The organism is Paenibacillus sp. B1-35 (assembly GCF_050474385.1).
Lineage (GTDB): Bacteria > Bacillota > Bacilli > Paenibacillales > Paenibacillaceae > Paenibacillus_B > Paenibacillus_B alvei.
In genome coordinates, this window is sequence record NZ_JBCHVJ010000002.1 from 740,427 (window position 1) to 761,629 (window position 21,203).

A 21,203-nucleotide genomic window follows, 5' to 3' on the forward strand; every position below is an offset into this window, starting at 1 on the left:
GAAACGATGGAAAGGAGCATGGCATGAGAGCAGCAAGTCTTTCCGGCCAAGACAGCACATCCAGAGAACAGGTATTGTTCTGGCTGAAAAAGCTGGGTACCGTCACGGTTCAGGATCTTATTGACCGCATGGAAGTGACTGGTGTTGCGATACGTCGATACTTGACGGAACTGCAGGCAGAGGGACATATTGAAACAAAGGTGCGCCGGCATCAGGTCGGCAGACCGACGCATTATTATCAACTTACAGATTCGGCTGCCCAGCTGTATCCGCGTCAATATGATGAACTAGCGACAGAGCTATTTGATGAATTGGCGACATTGTTCGGGGAAGCGGGCGTGGCCTTGTTTTTCGAACGGAGAGGCGCTATGCTGCAGCAGCGGTATGAAGGAGAAGTCGCAGGAGAAACACTGGAGGATCGGCTGGAGGCGCTCGTCCGAGTGCAAAATGAACAAGGTTACATGGCAAACATGCACCCGAATGCAGACGGCTCCTATTCCTTTGAAGAGAAAAACTGTCCGATTGCAAAAGTTGCATGCAGGTACGGTCATGTCTGCCGCTGCGAGCTCGAGTTATTTCGCACCTTGCTCCAAGCTCACGTAGAACGAACAGCATGTATGGCTGAGGGCGGAAATGTATGTAGTTATCGCATTACGCCAGTTTCGTGATTGGAATCGATATTTGAGCATGTTCGTTAAAGCTACCCTAACAGGCTTTTCGAGCATGCTCTTTTGTGATCCTCCTATTTGACTATATCGGCATGTTTCCAATTATGATACTATCGTTAGCGCATGAACGGATGTATAATAATGGATGGTGTTATACGGAAACCATTTGCGGTCAACTTGCATCCAAGTAGTAGAACAATAGCGTCAATAGCATTTCATTGCCATAATAGATTAGCATCTAAAAAGGAGGTGAAAGGGTAATCCATATTTGTAGAGTCACGATTCTTATGGCTGACCGTCCTGCATTTTGCTTGAATGCTGCATGACAAGTCGCAACTGGTTGTACCAGTAAGAAAAGCGATTAGAATGACACATTCACACAAAATGGGAGGAAGTACAATGATAAACTATCAAGTAATGACGGAAGCTCAAGTGAAGAAATTGAAGGAAATCGATCGCTCGGAGCATATTGATTTGATTTATGAAATGCACGACGGCAAGATGACGGAAATTCATGCGAACCACGAATGTCCGAATTGGGACATCGAGTTGCTGCAAGAGATGGAAGAACGATATGTATTCGAGCTGCAAAACGGCGGGATGGCCGTCGGTGCTTTCGATGGAAACACATTAGTAGGCTTCGGCGTCTTGGCCCATCAATGGCGCGGGGAGCAGCGCGACCAGCTTCAGGTTGATCTCATGTATGTATCTCGGAACTATCGTAGACAAGGGATCGGATCGCGCATTATGAATGAGCTTGCGGAAGAAGCAAGAAGAAGGGGCGCGAAGCACCTCTATGTTTCTTCAACGGAAACTCGCTCGGCGGTATCTTTTTACAAGAGCAATGGAAGCCAGTTGACGGATGAAGTAGATCCTGAGCTCTTCCAAAAAGAGCCGAAGGATATCCATATGCTGATTACGCTTTAAAGAAGCAGAACCGCTGTGTTGCACAAGAAGGTCTGTCTGACGTTTGCCACTGTCACCGAGCCGTGGACGGTGTTGATCCCGACGTAATGGTTATTTAGAGGGTGTAGAATGTTGGAGCACAAAACGGAAACCCACTGGGTAGTGCTGCTTCGGAAGGAAGAGAATAATTTTTATTATTTAGATCCTTGGTATCCTTGGTATACGTCGGATTCCGAATATTGCCGGGTGATGAGTGAAGAAAATTTTTTCGCTGCGTACACAGGGATCGCTTGTCAGATTATTGCACAGCCGGATAGCGGGGAAGTCGGGTCATATTGAACAATCACCAGGTCCACGACACGAGGTAAACGCAAATAGCCTGAAGACGGAAGTATTGCGCGATGCGCGTTAGATTGGGTGTGTTGATTCAGTGCCGGTATATTTGCCGGCACTTTTTCAGTTCGTCCTTTTTGAAAACATAGATGAAAATTCAGGAAAAAGTGAAATCGAAGCAGTTATTAACCGATGAAGGGATAGTAAGAAAAGAAATAAAAGGGGGAAACGAAATTGATAAAGAAGAAACGGTTCATTTTAGCGTTGCTATGCCTGATGTTAATCCTCACGGTCCATACAGGTTCGGTGCAGGCCAAGGGGAATAATGGAAGTGCCATTAGCGAACAGCACTATACACGTATCGGCGAGGATTACGAAATACTTGATGGGAATATGCTTCTATCAAAAAAAGACGGAACGGTATGGTATTGGGACACACTTGATTATTCCGCCCAAGCTTCCGATCCATTCTATCAAGCCAAACTCGAGCAAATTCCAGGCTTGCGGGATGTGAAACAATTCTCGTTCGAGAGCAAGAACGGGGAAAGTAGATTAATGACGAATTACGCTGCATTAAAAAAAGACGGAACGGTATGGTATTGGGATTCTAGGAACAACACCTATCCTAAAGATTCTAGGATTGCTCCGAAGCCTATCAAAGATTTGAATCACGTAACATCTCTCGTCGCCGATTATACCGGCAACTCTAAAAATTATAAGACCTTGTTTGTATTAAAATCAGACGGTTCGGTCTGGTGGTGGTTAGCTCGACAAGGCAAAGCTTCGTCTACGGCTTATGCTAAGATTCTTGATAATGTCGCATCTATAAAATCTGTGAACGGTCGCGTATACGCAGTTAAAAAAGATGGTTCGGTATGGAAATGGGGAGCATACATGTACTGGCCGCATAATAACCAATCAAACCAATCTGATAACAAAGGTCCAGAGCAGATCAAAGGGCTTGACGGCATCGTCAACATAGAGATGGGCGGTACAACAAATTATGCTTATAAGAAAGATGGCACGGTTTGGTCTTGGAAAACTTATGATTCTGAAAGTACTCCGATTCAATTACATAAAGCAACAGGCGCTAAGGGAATTGTTCAATTTGGCTCACAGCTGAAAGATTCGAATATCGATACTACTTATGCTTTGCGAGCAGACGATAAGCTCTGGTCAATAGACAGCGATAAAGTGTTCCCCGAGCTTTCGAATATCGCTTCCGTACACTACAAGGACAAGGACAGCTATATGGAAAACTATGTATTGAAAAAGGATCAGACCTTGTGGGCATGGGAATATAAAGTTTCTGCCTTCCCGAAGCTTGTTGTGTTCACGAAAGAAACGGCAGCTGGCAATCGCTCTGGAAAAGGAAACAAATCAACTGTCGATCATTCTGGGACAGCAAACAAATCAACTGTCGATCATTCTGGGGCAACAGACAAACCAGCTAATGATCGTTCAGGGATCGTAAACAAACCAACAGGCGATCATTCTGAGGCCGTTAACAAACCAACAGGTGATCGCCCTGAGACCAAAACTCAACCGGAGTTGATACGGATGACTTCGCCGGAAGTCAGCCTTTATCCGTTTATCACGATGCTGCAGCCTGGCGGACAACAGCCTATTGTCGCAAACAATGTGCTTCCTGGAACTAAAATAGTGTATACCATTGACGATCCGAGCATAGGAACGGTCACGAATGTGAATGGCATGCCGGTCATCACAGCGAATAAATCCGGACAAACCATTGTACGGGCCACAACAACCAGAGCTGGTTTTCCGGATGAGACGACTTACATATTGTTGTATGTCGCGGACAGCAGTATGGCTTCCGATACGTATTTCACTGCCGTCCGGTCTATTCCTGACGCAGACAAGCAGGACTCGGTTATCGTGGAAGGACTAACGCAAGCAGGAGAGCTTGTAATCACTGCCGCGAGCAGCGAAAAGCCGGCTCCTGTTAACGGCCAGCTCGTCATAACGCCCGAATTACTTAACCGACTGGCAGGCAATGCGTCAAGGGCGAAGTCAGCGGTACAGCAGGCGCTGTCAGAAAATAAGATTGTTCCGTCGAGAGAGCTGATCGTGAATGCGGAAATATTGTCTTTGCCTGGACAGAATGAATATAGATACAAATTGGATAAAAATGGATTAGTTGGTCGGAAGGATATTGACTATATTACCGTTTATGCAGGGGATGCAAAACTCGTATTCAATGTCGCGACGGTAGAGCGCTTGTTCCATACGCAACCGGTTATTGTCATTCATCTGGTGAAAGAGAATAACGGCGGGTACCGCATCCAATTTCTAAATGAACAAGGGCAGGAGCTTTCAGGTGTAGAAAGCAACATCCAGCTCATTTTGCCTGCGAATGATGCAGACGCCGTACATAGCAGTATGTTCTATATGAATGGAAAAACAAAGGAGCCGATTGGCGGGAAGTACAATCCGTCCAAGAACGGCATGGAAGCGGAAATAAACCGTTCTGGAACTTATCTTGTGGACGATAATGCGAAATCATTTCCTGATATTGACGATAGAGATCCAGAGTTAAAGCAAGCGGTACAATTTTTAGGTTCCAAAGGAATCGTTTCTGGAAAAGGCAACGGCAATTTTATGCCCGATTCTCTGCTAACCCGTGCAGAGTTTACGACTATGCTGGTCAAAGCGTTTAACGCTATGGATGAAACGGCGAAGGAAAGCTTTTCGGACGTGGAGCCGTCGCAATGGTATCATCCATTTATCGCTTCTTCCGAAAAAAATCATATCGTCGAGGGTTATCCTGACGGCACATTTAAGCCGGATCGTACGATAGAGCGGCAAGAAATGACCGCTATCGGCGCAAGATTCCTGCATGAGCGGAAGCATTATTATTATCCTTCGAATCCGGAGGAGTATTTAAATCGATTTGTAGATAAAGAAACGGTATCCAAGTGGGCTAAGCCAACGATGTCCTTGGCGGTGAAGCAGCGCTTGATCGATGTTCCTGCCGATAAACAGATTAAAGCAAAAGAGGCGGTTACGCGCGGGGAAGCCGCACGAATGCTGTATCGTCTTTATTTGCAACTGTGACCTTACCATTTCCATATATTGATCGTTCTTTACCTGACCGCTCCATTAGGAGCGGTTTTTTTTCTGTGTTGAGGGGAGTCATAGATCAGGAGTTGAAAAAATGGAAGCAAGGTGGGGGATACCGCGAGACTGATTACGCCCCTTGGTTACGTTGGCTCCCCGGCGGAAATGAAGCAGGTGAATATAGATGATATGGAATTTTGTTGTTACTTTTATCCGTACAACCGTCAAACAATTCCGCCTACTGGTGGTGAAGGAGAAACGGCAGGTAGTAACATGAAACTATTGATAATGGTTCTCATTATAGTTGATTTATCAAATCAGTTTAGAACTTGCAAAGGGGAAGTAGAGAAGATGAAAACAATGAAACGATTCACGGTATTGCTCTGTGCATGTTTGCTGCTAGTTGCAGGATGCGGCAATCATGATGCCAAGGTAAATGCAGAGAAGGAGAAAGAAGTGGTGCAGCAGGCAGCCGCGAGCAGCAAAACTGCATCTGTGGCAGTGTATCCGAGAACGATTACACATTTGTCTAGCAAGACGATCGTGGAAGCCAAGCCGCTCAAGATCGCAACGCCTTATATATCCTTTGTCGATTATATGGCCGTATTGGACACTTATCCGATTGCCGGTCAAGGAATCGAGATTATCGAGCGAAATTTCCCAAGCTTGAGCCAGCGAATTGCTGGCAAAGGAATTCAGGACTTGGGAATGGAGGCCAATCTCGAGAAGCTGCTGGCGGTGCAGCCGGATTTGATCATCGCGGCAGATGATATGAAGGAGCAGTATGAGCGATTGTCGCAAATTGCCCCGACGGTTATTTTCCCGCAGGCTGGAGATTGGAGAGAAACGCTGAAGCAAATTGCCGAAGTCATTGGCGAGGAGGAGAAAGCTGAGCAGGTACTCGCGGAATTCGACCGTAAGAGCGCGGCGTATAAGGAAAAACTGGCGTTCCGTCAGAATGAGTCTGTTCTATTTACGATGTATAGCGGCAAAGAGATGTTCGTGATGTGGAATGACGGTCGATTTGATCCGTTCTATAAGGGACTTGGCTTGAAGCCGGTAGAAGCTGCACAGGCGAACGGACAAATTACGCTCGAAAGCCTTGCTGCCTTGAACCCGGATCACTTGTTCGTCATCAACAACTGGCAGAATCCGATCCAAGGCGGTGTTAGGAAAGCCATGAAGAATAGCAAGGTGTGGAACAGCATGAATGCGGTGAAGAACAACCGAGTGTATGAGCTTGCAGACCCTTCACTGCCTGGGCCGATGGCATTAGCGAAGATCGACGGGATCGAAGAGATCATGCAAGCTATGGGGAAAAAAGAGAAATGAGTTCAAAATTCCAATCACCCGAATTTCATTAGCTCTGGGTAATAAGGAAGGGAGATGTGCATCATGGCAACGACACCATTGCCGTTTATGCTGCGGGTGGTACAGAAGCAGCGCGCTAAATTAATCGCTTCCTGTATCTGCTCCGCGGCAAGCTCCGTATTTGCTTTGGTTCCGTACGTGCTGGTGTTCCGCATCACGGATCTCTTGCTGCGCGCGACTGTGGAATGGCCAGACATACGTTGGCTCGTTCTGATGGCCTTCATTTCGATATTGCTGCGATTCATCTTGATGGGGGCTTCGACGATGCTGGCGCATGCCGCAGCATTTCATGTGCTCTATGATTTGCGTGTGCGCTTGATCGGCAAGTTGGGTAAGCTGCCGCTTGGCTTTTTCAGTGAACAGCACTCTGGACGTGTGAAAAAAATCGTAGCCGATGATGTGGAGCGAATCGAGTCTTTCATCGCCCACCATCTTCCGGATTTGACGGCGTCCCTTGTGGCACCGTGCTTAACGATTGCATACTTGTTCAGCGTCGACTGGAGACTTGCGATCGCTGCCTTGCTGCCGATACCAGCAGCCTATGCGGTTCAGGGCATTATATTTTTGCGTGGAAAACGCTCAGAGGATATGAAACAGATGCATCATTTATCGGAAACGATGAACGGTGCGATTGTTGAGTTTATCCATGCGATGCCTGTCATTAAATCGTTTAATCAAACCGTGCATTCCTTCGCCCGCTATCGCAACTCTGTTGAAAGCTATGCGGCCCTGTGGGGGGAGATTGCGCGCAAAAAGACACCGTTGTATACGCTGTTCCTGCTTTTATTGGAATCGGGATTGCTGTTTATTATGCCGCTGGGAGCATGGTTGTACGTTCAGGGCAATGTGACCTTCCCTGTGCTTGTATTATTCCTGCTGCTCGGTGTCGGCTTAACTGCACCGCTGCGCCAGATTTCTACCTTGGCCCATATGATGCAGAACAACATAGAAGGGGTTCGGCGTATTCAACAGATATTAGCGGAAGAGGAGCTGTCATCCTCCATGTCCGTCTGCACGAGAAACATGCCAACCCAATTCGATATTTCCTTTCAAAATGTCACGTTTGCGTATAAGAACCGGCAGGTGCTACAAGGCATTCATTTTACGGCAGAGCACGGTAAGGTGACCGCACTCGTTGGGCCTTCAGGAGCGGGCAAGTCAACAGCAGCTCAATTAATCGCGCGTTTCTACGAGGTTTCGAGTGGAGCGATTCAGATTGGCGGGATTGATATCCGCTCGATCCCACCAGAGCAATTGATGGATTTGGTGTCATTTGTGTTCCAGGATGTACCCGTCGTGAGTGATACAGTAGCAGCTAATTTGCGCATGGGAAAAGAGGAAGCTCAGGATAATGAACTGATATCTGCCGCTAAAGCCGCGCAGGCGCATGAGTTCATTATGGCGCTGCCAAACGGCTATCAGACGTTGATCGGAGAGGGCGGCGTGCACATCAGCGGCGGAGAACGACAGCGCATTGCAATCGCACGTGCCATTCTGAAGGATGCTCCGATTCTTATCTTAGACGAAGCCTTTGCATTCGCAGATGCGGAAAATGAAGCGAAAATTCAGGACGCGCTCAGCAGACTGGTGCATCAACGGACCGTCATCGTGATCGCGCATCGACTGTCTTCGATAACAGATGCCGATTGCATCGTCGTGATGGAGGATGGACGCATATCCGGCATGGGCACGCATGACGAACTGCTTGAGTACAATCCGCTGTATGCCCGCATGTGGAAGGCGCATCGCGAAGCGGACGATTGGTCGCTGGAAGGAAAGGACGGGGCCTATGTTTGACACTATACGCTTCATCACCGGTCGTTCGGGAGCCTTATTCACTCGAGCAACACTTTTCACCATTGTTGAAATGGCCGCAAATGCCGCGCCAATGGGACTGCTATTCGTAGTATTGATATCCTTGTTCAACGGCACGCCTACGCTTCTTCAAATTGGCTGGTGGCTGGCGATTCTGCTGTTGTTATTTTGCGTACAGGCGATATTTGCAAGTATGGGGCAGATTGATGCACAGCGCACTGGCGCATTAATTATGAAGGATGTACGCCTGCGTCTGGGCGAACATTTGCGCAAGCTCCCGATGGGGTACTTTTCACGGAAGAATCAAGGGGAGATTAGTCACACGCTCTTGGCAAATGTGGATGAGGTGGAAATGATTCTGACGCATCTATTCAATCAATTTATCGGGGCGATTACGCTGCCCGTCGTAAGCGCACTGTTCCTGTTGCTTGTCGATTGGCGTTTAGCGCTCGCTGTATTTGTATCCGTGCCCTTCGCCTTGCCATTATTATTCTGGTCGCAGCAGGTAATGGGAAAGCGCAGCATGCAGCGGCAATCAGCAGCAATAGCTGTAAACTCGCATCTATTGGAATACGTGCAGACGATCCGACTGATGAAGGCTCACAATCAAACCGGTCAGCGATTTATCAGATTAGAGCAAGCCATGGCGCGGCTGCGAGATGACAGTATTCGAGTGGAGGCGATGACTTCGCCTGTCGTCATGCTGTTCTCCATCGTGCTGGAGCTTGGATTTATCCTGCTGCTTATGATGGGCTGCTACTTGCTGGAAGGCGGCTTTATTGACGTCTCTGTGCTGCTCATTTTTCTGGTTGTCAGCATGAAGTTCTATCAGCCGCTTCGCGCAGCAGGCGCTTCACTGATTCAAATTTGCTATATGACCTCAGCAGGGGAGCGCATCAGGGACATTTTTGAAGAGAAGCCATTAGTAGAGCCTGTTCAGCCCCAGCTTCCGCAATCATACGGAATAGAATTTGATCATGTGTCCTTCGGTCACGGGGATGCTGAAGTGTTACAGGATATTCATTTGCATATTCCTGAAAATAGCCTGACCGCAATCGTGGGGCCTTCCGGTGCAGGCAAGTCAACGTTAGTGGGATTAGTATCCCGTTATTGGGATGTGACGAAGGGAGCTGTAAAAATTGGCGGCGTAGATGTGCGTGCGATAAGAAGCGAGGAACTGTTAAGCCGAATTAGTACGGTGCAGCAGCAGCCATATCTTTTCAATGAAACGATTGCAGCCAATATTCGGATGGGCAAGCCGGATGCATCGGATGAGGAAGTGGTGGAGGCGGCCAAGGAGGCCTTTTGTCATGACTTCATTATGAAGCTTCCGCGCGGTTACGATACGATCGCTGGAGAAGGCGGAGCAATGCTCTCAGGAGGAGAAAAGCAGCGAATTGCGATCGCTAGAGCTATTCTCAAGGACGCACCAATCATCATTCTGGATGAAGCGACGGCCTCGCTGGATCCGGAGAACGAGATGCATTTGCAGCGCGCAATTAACAAGCTGACGCAGTGCAAAACAGTGCTCGTCATTGCTCACCGCTTGAAGACAATCCGCGGAGCGGATAACATCGTTGTGATGGAGCAGGGCCGGGTTGCGGAGCAAGGCACACATGAGGAACTGCTTGCGCAAGTAGGCACGTACCATCGCTTATGGCAAGAGCAGCAGAAGATTGGCGGCTGGAAGATTGGGGGAAGAGGGGAGTCTAAAAACGAGATTTTTTAAGAGGAGAAACCGTACTAACGTAAAATGGAGTTAGTCCATTTGCGTTAGAACGGTTTTTTTACACGCAGGAAGTACGGTTCCGGTCTACATTTTTTACACTGAGATGGTATACTAGTTAAGCTAATAGGTATATTTTATCCTTTATAGTGAGGGGAACTTGTCATGCAATCAAATATCCTGATACTTGAGAAAATGCCTTCAGGGGAACTGGTGAAAATAGACGAGCGTGCATGGACTTCCAGTATGGTTCAGTTGCTTGAACATGCGAATTATTTGCTCGTGAACGATGTGGAGTATGAGATGCTGGAAGGCCGGCTTAATGTGAACACAGGCAATTTTGAATTGCTCGTTGAGTCAGCTCGAAAGCCTTGAAAATAGATAGCGGAAAGCAGGTAACGATCAATGGAACGTAATGAACAGGAGCAGAAGTCATCAAGCCAAGAACCCGAATCCTGTGCGACCCCGGCCAAGCCGCTTAAAGTATTAAGTACATCCTTGGGCGTTGCCTTGGCTGCCAATCTGCTCATGAGCTCATCCGCGATGGGACAACAGAGTGCGGCTCAGTCTGATCAGGCGAAGCTGGTTGAATGGTCGACGGAGGAAGTGAAGCAATATTTCGATGCCAATATGGACTGGAACATACCATTACCGGAAGAAGAAGAAATAGGGGACAATGCCGGCAGCAGCACGAGTGGCGGAAGTGGATCATCTGGTGGAAGCAGTTCGTCAAGCGGGACATCTCATCATACCTATGTCCATCACGGCGGAGGATTTGGCTGGGACGACATGCTGCTGTATCACATGATCTTCAATCGAGGAAACGCTTATTCCTCTTCAAGCTGGTCGTCAAGCGGCAGTGTGTATGATACGCGAACGAATTCAACTTATCGTGCGAAGTCGTTCTCCTCGGATAGTTTTCAGAACCGTCCTGTCGTGAACTCGAGGGTTCGTCCTTCTACATCGAATGGGTCAGGATCTATTATTCGCAGATCGGCTGTCGGATCAAGCAAGTCGAGCTCCTCATCGCCAGGAGGGATCGGGGGCAAGTCAAGCAGCTTTAGTTCTTCGAGCAGCTCGAAGAGCGGAGGGTGGTTCGGCGGATAATGGGATTTGAAGTCATCGGCCAGCCGCATTCAAATCGAGCTGAACGCGTTGCGCAATTGGCAGAGCTCGGATTCGACTGGGCGAATATTGAAGAGGAACAATACTGGGTAGATCAAGTCATTGCCATCAATGCGGGCATGAGTCAGGAGCTGCTTGTTGTGTCAGCGAAGCTGTGGAGCATCTTTGACAAGGCAGCCCGGTTTATAATTGGCCGTAGGGATTTATATGAATTATTATCCATTCCGGAAGTGCTGTGGGATGGCTTGGATCGGATTCAGCCCAATGCATTCGGCAAGCTGAGTCAATATGCCCGTTTTGATTTTGCTGTTGATCACAGTGGGGCAATTAAGCTTTTGGAGCTGAATGCGGATACCCCAACCGGGTATGTGGAAGCAGCAGTCGCCACACCGTGGATGTGCAAGCAGTACGGACTCGAGACGCCGAATAGCGAAATGTCGAAGCGAGTGAAGGAAGCTTGGGCGAGTAATCCGCCTGAATATGCTGCATGTGTAGGATACGGCGAGCATGCAGAAGATTCGGGTACGATTGACATGCTCGTTAAGCATTCCGAATTGCCGATACGCTGCATCGATTGCCTTGATTTATGGGTGGATCAGGGTGAACTGAAGGTGGAGGAGCAAACGATACGCAGTCTGTTCGCGCTGTACCCGAAGGAATGGATGGCCATTGACGAAGGTGGGGAAGCGCTTGCTTATTCGATTGAAAATGGACATACAACGATACTGAACGCTCCGCATGCGATCATTTTGCAATCGAAAGGTTTGCAGGCAGTTATCTGGGCCATTCACGAGCTTGGGTCTGAACTGTTCACGCAGGAAGAGCATGCTGTCATTGCGCATTACATGCTGCCAACCTACAACAAAGCTGTCTTTGACGGCAGCTACGTATCCAAATCGATGTTCGGCCGCGAAGGCGGATCTGTGCGGCTATTTGATTCGCAGGGAAATGTAGAAACTGAGGATACAGATGGGTTTGATACGAGCCGATTCTTCAGCAGAGTATTTCAAAAGCGTGCCGATATGGCCAAAATTGAGCTGCATCACGGCTCCTTTCATTTGCTGACCGGCGTGTTCGTGATTAATGGGGCGCCCTGCGGGATACTCGGCCGCGTTGGGGGGCTAATTACCGGGAACAACAGCCATTTCATAGCGATTGGAGTGAAAAAATAAGAATGGGCCGCAACCAGAATCACGGGAGTCGAAATATGAATGTAATTCGTGCGCAACAACGGAGACAACGAAAGATTAACAATCTGTTGGCGCTCGGTATTTTTGCTTGTATTATTATTTTTATCGTGTACGTCATAAAGCTGGGTGCAGAAGAGAACGACTATTCAACAGAGTTGGATACGGCAACGGTACCATGGGATTATAAGATTGAGAGTGCTAAGGTAGGAGACATCATCGGAGGAGATATAACGATTCTGCCGGATAATGAACTGCTTCCGAATGACAACCATTATGCGACTGGCGATCAAATATGGACACTTAAGTACATGACGGCCAACATGCTTCCTGTGAATGAGAAAGGGAACGATGTTAAGCTGTCCTCATGGGAAGCGATTAAATCGTACTCGTCCAAGCAGGCGGCGGAAAGAGATTTGAAGGATTTAAAGCAGAATCTGAAGGCCGAGGTCGACTTAGTAGGGGTGTACAAAACAGAGTATCAGGGCAAATTCCGTCAATTTGCTGTTATCACACTGCCATCCGGACATACGGTGAAGCAGCCGATTGATGATGTGCGTTATAAGAAGTTCAAAGACAAGAAAAAGGTCAACGTGCTGCTGGAGGAAGTTCATGATTTTGTGGACTATGATTTAGCGATGGCCAAATTCCGGGGGTGGGCAGAATGATATTGATGAATATCGCAGTAGGTATTCTTACGATCATGGCGCTGCAGTTCGTAGGCATGTATATTTTCAGCTTGCTGACGCCATTTAATGATTTCGAAGAATTGAAGCAGGGCAATGTTGCTGTTGGTCTTGCGATGGGCGGAAAATTTATGGGTACGGCTATCGTGCTCGGTGTGTCCGCATTTACGAACTCGTCCATTTTATATATGGCGCTTTGGTTTGCCGTGGGGTATATTTGCTTGATTGCAACATATTTATTGTTTGATCTCATAACTCCGAAAATGAGTGTGTCAGAGCAGCTGAAAAACAGAAATGTAGCAGTTGGCGTTCTGCTATGCTTTCTTTATATCGGGATGGGATTCGCAATCAGCAGCTTGATTATTTAATAGCTTGAATGCATAAGGACTTCCTTTATAGAGAGTACAAGGAGACGGACTCTTTCAGCGGGAAGTCTTTTTTTCATGATTGTTGTCGCTGTCAATGTTGATTGAGCTGTACGTTCCTCTATTAATGGATGATTATTTACACGGGATGAATTGCCTCGCTAACGGGAACCTAGTAAACTGTATACAGGATATGGAAAAGGCATGGAGTACGATATAATGAAAGTTTCTGTGCAGGTTACAGATTAAGGGGATAGAAATGTTTCAAAATGTTTCATTCTTGGGGCGAACGGGCATGGCAGTGCTAATACCGCACGACCGTAAAGTTCTAGCGATATCAATGCTTTTATAGATATAAAGCTATATATTTTAGGAGGTAAAGATGAAGCCAGCGATGAAATTATTTTGTTTCCCGTATGCAGGAGCATCTGCCATGATTTATAACAAGTGGAAAGCGCATTTGGCCGAGGGCATTGAACTGATTCCCGTAGAATTGGCCGGCAGAGGCAAGTATTATGGAACCCCGTTCTATGACAGCTTCGAAGACATGATCGAAGACGTGTATCGAAAGATCGAAAGTCAGCTTGATGACGGCCCCTACTCAATATTCGGACACAGCATGGGAAGCTGGATTGCTTATGATCTAGCGCATAAAATATCGGAGCTTAAGCAACCCTTGCCTGAGCATATCTTTTTCTCCGGGCGAAGAGCGCCGCATATCGAAAGCAGACGGACAAAATATTACGAGCTCCCGGACGATGAATTTCTGGATGAAATTTATCGATTAGGGGGAACGCCCAAAGAGCTGCTCGAAAATAAAGAGCTATTAATGATGTTTCTTCCTGTATTGAGGACGGATTTCAAACTTGTAGACTTGTATCAATATAAAGAGCGTCCGAGCAAGCTTTCCTGCAACATTTCTGTATTAAGCGGGGAAGCGGATGCGATCTCATTGCCAGATTTGCATGCTTGGAAGCAGCACAGCTCGGCCGACTGCACCGTACATATGCTTCCAGGGGGCCATTTCTTCCTTAACGAGTACACCACGCAGGTAACCGATATCGTAAACCGTACCTTACTTCCTATACCGATAATGCAATAATGGATAGAAGCTGCTGTAATGATGATGACCGACGTCTGATTAAAGGCGTCGGTCATTTTTTATTTAGATTAAACAAGGTTCGACCATTTAGAAAGAAACGATTTGATTCATTATTAGAATAAGGATTCATAAGTTGACAGTTATCAATTTCTCATGTGAAGAGAGATGAAATTGGTGGTTAAATGTAAAATATTAACTTTGATTTTCTTGTGTAAAGCGATATTTCATTGTAAATAGAGTCTAAATAGCAAAAAAAGAAAATTTTTACTTAACATTTTTTCGAGAGGTGATATACTAATTGAGGAATTTTGGTGGAAGATCCATGATTATGATAGGAGAGAAGAGCATGCAGACCAAAATGATCATATTTGAAAAGACCTCTTCGGGCGAACTAGTCTTGCTCGATGAGCGGGAATGGAACGCTGCGATGATTCAATTGCTGAATCACGCCAACTATTTGCTCGTGGAAGACATGGAATATGAGATGCTGGAAGGGCGCTTGAATGTGAATTCAGGTAATTTCGAGCTGCTCGTCGAAGCCATGAGTAAGCAGCAATAAGGGGGCTGGATGGAATGGGAGAGAAAGAGAAAGAACATGTACATGCGCAGGATGACTGCCATCTATGTGCGGATCAACAGAAGCAGCTAAAAGTATTGAGCACATCGCTTGGCGTTGCCTTGGCTGCAAACCTGCTCATGATTCCGTTCGGAACGGGACAAGCAATTGCCGCTCAGTCGGAATCACCCAAATTGACCGAATGGTCGACGGAGGAAGTCAAGGCCTATTTTGATCCGAGGGCAGACTGGAATATCCCTTTTGTAAAAGAAGAAAAGAAGGCGGGACAAACTAGCGAAAGCGTACCTTCTTCAAGCGGGACGAACGGAGCGGCTGGAACGGCTGGATTCCATGGAACTGGTGAATCGTCTCAACCGATTGTCATCCGCGATGGAGGATTTGGCTGGGACGATATCCTTTTGTACCACATGATTTTCAATAGTGGCAGACCCTATTCTTCGTCCAGTTGGGCGACAAGCGGGAAAGTCTTTGATACTCGCACGAATAAGCCTTATCGAGCAAAATCGTTCTCGAGCGATACTTTCCAGAACCGACCTGTAGTGAATTCGAGCGTACGTCCGTTTACCTCGAAGGGTACGGGAAGTGTGACGCGCAGAACGCCGAACGGAAGCGGTACCGATAAAGCGAAGGCCGGCAGCACTTCTGTCAACGGCAGCACGAGCAAGTCGCCAACCAAGAGCGGCAGCGGCATCGTGTCTGGAGGAAAATCATCAACAAGCAGCAAATCGAAGACCGGCAGCAGCTCGGTGAGCCGAGGTTCAACGAATCATTCATATCGCGTGAGCGGCAGCGGATCAGGAACCAGCAGCAAACCGAAGACTTCGGTGAGCCGGGGTTCAGTGAATCATTCATATCGCGTGAGTGGCAGCGGATCAGGAACCAGCAGCAAATCGAGGTCCAGCAGCAGCTCTGGATACAGCAGCTCATCGACTCGCAGCAGTTCCGGTTATAGCAGTTCTTCAAGCCGCAGCAGTTCGTCATTCGGATCTTCTAAATCCAGATCCTCATCCGTTGGCGGTATCGGCGGGAGATCAAGCGGATATAGCTCCTCAAGTCGTTCTTCAAGCAGCTCCTGGAGCGGGGGGTTCGGCGGATAATGAAATTTGAAATCTTGGGGCGACCGCATGCCGATCGCGCGGCACGCGTAGATCAACTGAAAGAGCTTGGATTCACATGGGCCGATATCGGAGAGGAGCAATACTGGATCGATCAGGTGATCGCGATAAGTGAAGGCATGGCTCAGGAGCTTTTGGTCGTATCGGCCAAGCTGTGGAACATTTTCGATAAGACGGCGCGCTTCGTTATCGGCCGCAGGGACATATATGCATTATTATCGATACCGGAAGTGCTCTGGGATGGCTTGGATAGGATAGAACCGAAGGAATTCGGCAAGCTGAGCATATATGCGCGCTTCGACTTCGCCATAGATGATGAGGGCGCGATAAAGCTGCTGGAATTAAATGCAGACACCCCTACAGGATATGTGGAAGCGGCGGTTGCGACGCCTTGGATGTGCGAGCAATACGGACTAGCTACGCCGAACGTTGGAATGGCAGGACGAGTAAAAGAAGCTTGGGCCGATGAGCGGCCGGAATATGCGGCTTGTGTCGCGTATGGTGAGCATGCCGAGGATTCAGGAACGATCGAGATGCTGGTCAAGCATTCGGAGCTGCAGATAAGCTGCATTGATTGCTTGGACATGTGGATCGATGAGGGAGAAGTCAAGGTGGGACAGCAGACGATACGGAGCCTGTTCGCGCTGTATCCAAAGGAATGGATGGGTATCGACGATGGCGGAGAAGCGCTCGCTTATTCGATCGAGACAGACCGAATCAAGATCCTGAATTCCCCGCATGCCATCATTTTGCAATCGAAAGGCCTGCAAGCTGTCATATGGGCCATTCACGAATTGGGCTCAGAGATGTACACACAGGAGGAGCATGCCGTTATCGAGCATTACATGCTGCCCACCTACAATAAGGCCATATTTGATGGAAGCTATGTGTCCAAATCAATGTTCGGGCGCGAAGGAGGCTCCGTACGCTTATTCGATGGACAAGGCAACATGGAAGTCGAGGATAAGGACGGATTCGATACGAGCTGCTTCTTTAGCCGCGTATTCCAGAAGCGGGCAGAGCTGGCAAGCATCGAGCTGAGCCGCGGCACGTATCGGCTGCTGACGGGGATATTCGTCATTAATGGTGTCCCGTGCGGAATTCTGGGCCGTGCCGGCGGGTTAATCACAGGCAATAACAGCCAATTCATCGCGATTGGAGTGAAAAAATAGTCATGAGCCACAAACCCTACAATTCTCGTAAAATATTGACGATGGTAATAGCAATCGCCATCATTATTTTAGTCGCAAATATGTGCAATCATCGTTCAGAAGAGCGGGCGGGCAGCGGTAAGAGTACTGCCAACGTGAACGCAACGACGGTACCGTGGGATTATAAAGTCGAATCAGTCAAGGTTGGCGATCTCATTGGTGGAGACATGACGCTCTCCCCTGATAACGAGCTGCTGCCGAACGATGGAAATTATGCAACCGGCGAAACCATATGGGCGCTGAAATACATGACGGCAGACATGGTCATCAAAGACGGAAAGCGTAACGACGTGCATCTGTCCCCATGGAAGGCGATCAAAACCTATCCTTCCAAGCAGGCAGCGGAAAAGGAACTGAAAAATGTAAAGCTCAGTTTAAAGGCAGAAGTGGAATTGATTGGCGTATATAAAACGGAATATCAAGGGAAATACCGTCAATTTGCGGTTATGACGCTGCCATCCGGGCACACGATCAAGCAGCCGATCAATCAGGAACGGTATTCCAACATGAAAAATAAGAAAAAGGTTGCGGTATTGCTGGAAGAAGTACACGATATGAACAACTACGACCAAGCGATGGCCAAATTCAGGGGATGGGCAGATTGACGTTTAGATGATGAACAGTGAAATGGGATTGATTCGGAGATGCTCCGTTAGAGCGAAAACATACGCAATCTCGTAACTCGTAATCTATCACGGAACGAATGAGTTAGAGCGATTTTGGACTCGAATCGAATAGATCATGGTCTGGCCGAAGAGTGCATTCTTTTTGCCAGGCCTTTTCATTTACAAGGAAAAAAATGACTGATACATCGTCTGCGTATATATTATAATAACGCTTATAAAGAGGAGGAATCCATGTGACATTCAATATAAGACCAATAACGGAACAAGACATCCCATTTCTATGGATAACGTTATATGAATCCTTGCATGTACCTGAAGGCAAAGAGCCGTTCAGTCCCGATATCATACAAGAACCTTCTATTTCAAAATATGTGGAAGATTGGGGCAGGGAAGGCGACTTAGGATATATTGCAGAAAATGCCGCAGGCGAACCCATTGGCTCTATCACGGTGAGATATTTTAGAGAAGGTAACCCAGGGTTCGGATATGTCAGCAGTGAGGTGCCGGAATTGGGGATGGCCATTTTACCGGCTTATCGTGGACAAGGATTAGGAACTTCCTTAATGAAGCAAATGTTTGCTGGATTGCGTGAACAGAGGATTGACCGGGTCTCCTTAAGCGTAGATCCCGAGAATGCGGCAGCCGTGAAATTGTATCAGCGATTCGGGTTCAAGCCAGTTGGTGAGGTGGGTACGTCCATCACAATGCTGGCTCAAGTAATACATAGCGTACATAATAATTAGACTAGCATGGGGAGATCTATGATGAAAAAACTATCTATCCATCCTGTTACGCGGGATAATTGGGAGAAAGCCCTTCAGATCAAGATTCATGAGGAGCAGGTGCCCTTCGTTCCTTCCATTTATGAGGCATTAACGTATGCATATATTAAGCCATGGGATGAGGCGCTGGATCCTTTTCTTATATGTGATGAAGATATTACGATCGGATTTTTCTACATCAGCTATACACCGAATAGCGCGGATAATTACTGGATAGGGGGCCTTCAAATCGATAAGTACCATCAGGGAAACGGCTACGGCAGACGGGGATTGGGAAAAATCATTGAATTCATTCAAGTGAATCATCCCCTGTGCAGGCTGATCTCCTTGACGGTCGAGCAGGACAACAAGCGGGCTCAGCGGCTTTATGAAAGCTTCGGCTTTGTAAACCAACAAGAGCATAATCAAGACGGTGAAGTCATTTATCAACTTATTCTTGAAAGAAGTAACGTATAGAACCGCAGCTCGTGTCACATCTCTTTTCTTCATTTTCAGGATAGCCAAGACTTTGACGTTCATCCGATCCGGCTGTATGCGCGGGACAATCAGGTGAAAACGTATCAGAAATATGCGGACATTCAGATGACACGGTAAGTTAATCATAAAGCTGCCCTCAAAATAATCATAAAGGAAGATGCCCCATAAAGCTGGAATCGCCACGATTGCTTATCCGTGATTTACGGAGAGAAGATTGGCTTGATGTACATGCATACGCCTCCAATCCTGAGGTAACGAATCGGCATGAAGCAGGAAGGGCATATGAGGGAGCATTTATGGAGCAAAGGGGAGTATCATGATTCATACGTGTTCTCTATATTTTGGAGCACGATTACGATACTTCGATGAAATCCTGAAAGCTAACCTTTTTAATCGAACAGATGTTTATCGGCGGCTCGGACCAATGTTCCAGATGACTTGTCCTGTATCGGCGTCTATTTTGATTGAAATATCATAAAAGTGTTTGCTGTACCCTTCCATCCAGTCTACTACATCCTCCGAATAGAACCAAAACGCGAGGATGCGGGAATCAGGCTGTTTTGGAGGTTGCTCCTCCCGACAGTCGATGGAACACTTGCTGAGATCCAGACCTAGTTCATCCGCTTTCGCTTGAGCCGCTTCGATTGCCTTCACTAGATGAGTGGTATAGGTACGGTCGATGTTGAAGATGCTGTTTGGGAACTGTCCATTTTCACATGTCATTGTTTACCCTCCAATTCATAACTCCACGGAAGCCATAGTAAAAGATTCCACAATATTTATTCTATAGTAGATGCTAGAGAAACGGGATCGTATGTCTGCAAATAAAAAAGAAAAAACTGACGCCGGATTGACGCCGACGCCAGTTGCAGCTTACCCTACGGAGGTTTCTTATACGGGAAACCTTCCGTGATCATAAGTTTTTTCGTTATTATTTATTGAAATCATAGTTTGGATTTGCCAAAATCTCTTGTACGAGTTTATTAAGATCCACATCGCCGATAGAACCAGCTTGTCCTAACAAATCTTTCAAATCGGTAGAAAGATTGGACTTATCATCCTCATAATAGTAAGCGAGTTGTCCCAAGTGTTTCAGGCTAAAATCCGTATTGGCGTTCGCGATAACTTCAATCGTTTTCTCGCCAACATTCTCAGTTGCCAATGTGAGTTCGGTTTTTCCATTGTCCGCAATTTTCGCTTTGGTCGCATCTACCTTGCCTTTTCCCAAGCCGATTGCCTTGAATTTTAGATGTAAGAGAACGCCGTCGCCATTGATCCCGTTAGCTTTCCCCTTACTTGCCGTAATAAACCGCAATGGATCATCACTGTGATGCACGATCATCATTTTGTCAGTCGTTTCGAAGCCAACAAGTTGAAAACGAGTTTTGTCGTAGTCGATCGTAAAATCTTCTGCATAAATATTTTGCACGTTGTTTAATGCTAGCTGCACTGTAAATTCTTCGTTAAGATACACGCGATCTGAAACAGACGTAACGTCCAGAACCGGTTCAGTAAAAGGAATGTCAGGGTTGAAAGGTTTCAACTCAGCCGAAGCCGGAAGATCGATTCCTTGAAGAATAATAAATTCATTATCTTTATTGTTAATAAATTGCACGGAATGTTCTTTATCGGACAATCCGGTAACCTCATATTTCAGTCTATGTGTATAATCCGAAGGTCCTTTTAAGGAAAGTGTTTTTGCCTCTTTACCATCAATGATAACCGAAATATTATCCGAGGCAGTGCTATAATTAATCGAAATGATACGGAATGAAGTGCCTGTAAAGTTAAATTTAAAGGCGGCATCTTTAGCGACGGTTTCAAATTCGATGCCTCCATATTCGTGCCATCCTTTCCCGGAGTAAGTAATCTGAGGAGACTTATACGAATATCTTGTCCATCCTTCTTCAGGCTTCACCAATGTCTCCCCAACCTTCGCCGCCCCGAAAACCGTTGTCACTGGGATCATTAAAAATAACATCAACCCAGCCAAAAAAGCAGAAAGCATTTTTTTGCCCACAAACAAAACCCCCTATATATATTGAAAAGATTA

Annotated in this window: 21 protein-coding genes; 19 read left to right on the forward strand and 2 right to left on the reverse strand. The window is 47.0% G+C overall.

Annotated elements, in window-relative coordinates; all coding sequences use genetic code 11:
* Positions 1 to 23: 23 nt before the first annotated feature.
* From ACQ5BJ_RS11020 to ACQ5BJ_RS11110, 19 genes are all read left to right on the forward strand, one after another.
* The gene (locus ACQ5BJ_RS11020) at positions 24 to 668 is read left to right on the forward strand and encodes a helix-turn-helix transcriptional regulator (RefSeq protein WP_268622938.1); all 645 of its coding nucleotides are present in this window, start codon (positions 24 to 26) and stop codon (positions 666 to 668) included.
* A gap of 399 nt (positions 669 to 1,067) precedes the next feature.
* Positions 1,068 to 1,595, forward strand: coding sequence for a GNAT family N-acetyltransferase (locus tag ACQ5BJ_RS11025; RefSeq protein ID WP_430109725.1), 528 nt, complete (start codon positions 1,068 to 1,070; stop codon positions 1,593 to 1,595).
* A 108-nt stretch (positions 1,596 to 1,703) separates the two neighbouring features.
* The gene (locus ACQ5BJ_RS11030) at positions 1,704 to 1,913 is read left to right on the forward strand and encodes a hypothetical protein (protein ID WP_268599289.1); all 210 of its coding nucleotides are present in this window, start codon (positions 1,704 to 1,706) and stop codon (positions 1,911 to 1,913) included.
* 228 nt (positions 1,914 to 2,141) lie between these two features.
* The gene (locus ACQ5BJ_RS11035) at positions 2,142 to 4,982 is read left to right on the forward strand and encodes an S-layer homology domain-containing protein (RefSeq protein ID WP_430109724.1); all 2,841 of its coding nucleotides are present in this window, start codon (positions 2,142 to 2,144) and stop codon (positions 4,980 to 4,982) included.
* 354 nt (positions 4,983 to 5,336) lie between these two features.
* Positions 5,337 to 6,317, forward strand: coding sequence for an iron-siderophore ABC transporter substrate-binding protein (locus tag ACQ5BJ_RS11040; RefSeq protein ID WP_430109721.1), 981 nt, complete (start codon positions 5,337 to 5,339; stop codon positions 6,315 to 6,317).
* A 63-nt stretch (positions 6,318 to 6,380) separates the two neighbouring features.
* Positions 6,381 to 8,153 (forward strand): ABC transporter ATP-binding protein, encoded by a 1,773-nt coding sequence (locus tag ACQ5BJ_RS11045; protein WP_268599286.1) that lies wholly within the window; start codon positions 6,381 to 6,383, stop codon positions 8,151 to 8,153.
* A complete protein-coding gene (locus ACQ5BJ_RS11050; protein ID WP_430109717.1) occupies positions 8,146 to 9,900 on the forward strand; it encodes an ABC transporter ATP-binding protein in 1,755 nt (584 codons plus the stop codon). Before ACQ5BJ_RS11045 ends, ACQ5BJ_RS11050 begins: the two co-directional genes overlap by 8 nt.
* A 162-nt stretch (positions 9,901 to 10,062) precedes the next feature.
* Positions 10,063 to 10,272 carry a hypothetical protein gene (locus ACQ5BJ_RS11055; protein WP_171417775.1) on the forward strand — a complete coding sequence of 70 codons (210 nt, stop codon included), beginning with the start codon at positions 10,063 to 10,065 and terminating at the stop codon, positions 10,270 to 10,272.
* A gap of 30 nt (positions 10,273 to 10,302) precedes the next feature.
* Positions 10,303 to 11,004: a hypothetical protein gene (locus ACQ5BJ_RS11060; protein ID WP_268622944.1), complete on the forward strand. Its 702-nt coding sequence runs from the start codon at positions 10,303 to 10,305 to the stop codon at positions 11,002 to 11,004.
* Positions 11,004 to 12,194: a glutathionylspermidine synthase family protein gene (locus ACQ5BJ_RS11065; RefSeq protein WP_430109713.1), complete on the forward strand. Its 1,191-nt coding sequence runs from the start codon at positions 11,004 to 11,006 to the stop codon at positions 12,192 to 12,194. Before ACQ5BJ_RS11060 ends, ACQ5BJ_RS11065 begins: the two co-directional genes overlap by 1 nt.
* 35 nt (positions 12,195 to 12,229) lie before the next feature.
* Complete coding sequence (locus ACQ5BJ_RS11070) at positions 12,230 to 12,877, forward strand: signal peptide protein (protein WP_430109710.1); 648 nt, start codon at positions 12,230 to 12,232, stop codon at positions 12,875 to 12,877.
* Complete coding sequence (locus tag ACQ5BJ_RS11075; protein WP_268599281.1) at positions 12,874 to 13,263, forward strand: DUF350 domain-containing protein; 390 nt, start codon at positions 12,874 to 12,876, stop codon at positions 13,261 to 13,263. Before ACQ5BJ_RS11070 ends, ACQ5BJ_RS11075 begins: the two co-directional genes overlap by 4 nt.
* Positions 13,264 to 13,642: 379 nt before the next feature.
* Positions 13,643 to 14,362 carry a thioesterase II family protein gene (locus tag ACQ5BJ_RS11080; protein WP_268599280.1) on the forward strand — a complete coding sequence of 240 codons (720 nt, stop codon included), beginning with the start codon at positions 13,643 to 13,645 and terminating at the stop codon, positions 14,360 to 14,362.
* A 346-nt stretch (positions 14,363 to 14,708) separates the two neighbouring features.
* A complete protein-coding gene (locus ACQ5BJ_RS11085; RefSeq protein ID WP_430109707.1) occupies positions 14,709 to 14,921 on the forward strand; it encodes a hypothetical protein in 213 nt (70 codons plus the stop codon).
* A 14-nt stretch (positions 14,922 to 14,935) separates the two neighbouring features.
* Entirely contained in the window at positions 14,936 to 16,036 is a 1,101-nt protein-coding gene (locus ACQ5BJ_RS11090; protein ID WP_430109704.1) for a hypothetical protein, read from the forward strand.
* Positions 16,036 to 17,226 carry a glutathionylspermidine synthase family protein gene (locus ACQ5BJ_RS11095; protein ID WP_430109702.1) on the forward strand — a complete coding sequence of 397 codons (1,191 nt, stop codon included), beginning with the start codon at positions 16,036 to 16,038 and terminating at the stop codon, positions 17,224 to 17,226. The genes ACQ5BJ_RS11090 and ACQ5BJ_RS11095 overlap by 1 nt, the downstream gene beginning before the upstream one ends.
* Positions 17,227 to 17,228: 2 nt before the next feature.
* Positions 17,229 to 17,870, forward strand: a complete 642-nt coding sequence (locus tag ACQ5BJ_RS11100) for a hypothetical protein (RefSeq protein ID WP_268599276.1) — start codon at positions 17,229 to 17,231, stop codon at positions 17,868 to 17,870.
* A 254-nt stretch (positions 17,871 to 18,124) separates the two neighbouring features.
* A complete protein-coding gene (locus tag ACQ5BJ_RS11105; RefSeq protein ID WP_268599275.1) occupies positions 18,125 to 18,634 on the forward strand; it encodes a GNAT family N-acetyltransferase in 510 nt (169 codons plus the stop codon).
* A gap of 18 nt (positions 18,635 to 18,652) precedes the next feature.
* Positions 18,653 to 19,129, forward strand: a complete 477-nt coding sequence (locus ACQ5BJ_RS11110; protein WP_289355090.1) for a GNAT family N-acetyltransferase — start codon at positions 18,653 to 18,655, stop codon at positions 19,127 to 19,129.
* Between the two features lie 426 nt (positions 19,130 to 19,555).
* Here the strand turns inward: ACQ5BJ_RS11110 and ACQ5BJ_RS11115 are convergent, their stop codons facing one another.
* Entirely contained in the window at positions 19,556 to 19,873 is a 318-nt protein-coding gene (locus tag ACQ5BJ_RS11115; RefSeq protein WP_430109697.1) for a hypothetical protein, read from the reverse strand.
* 208 nt (positions 19,874 to 20,081) lie between these two features.
* A complete protein-coding gene (locus ACQ5BJ_RS11120) occupies positions 20,082 to 21,170 on the reverse strand; it encodes a cohesin domain-containing protein (protein WP_268599272.1) in 1,089 nt (362 codons plus the stop codon).
* Positions 21,171 to 21,203: the final 33 nt, after the last annotated feature.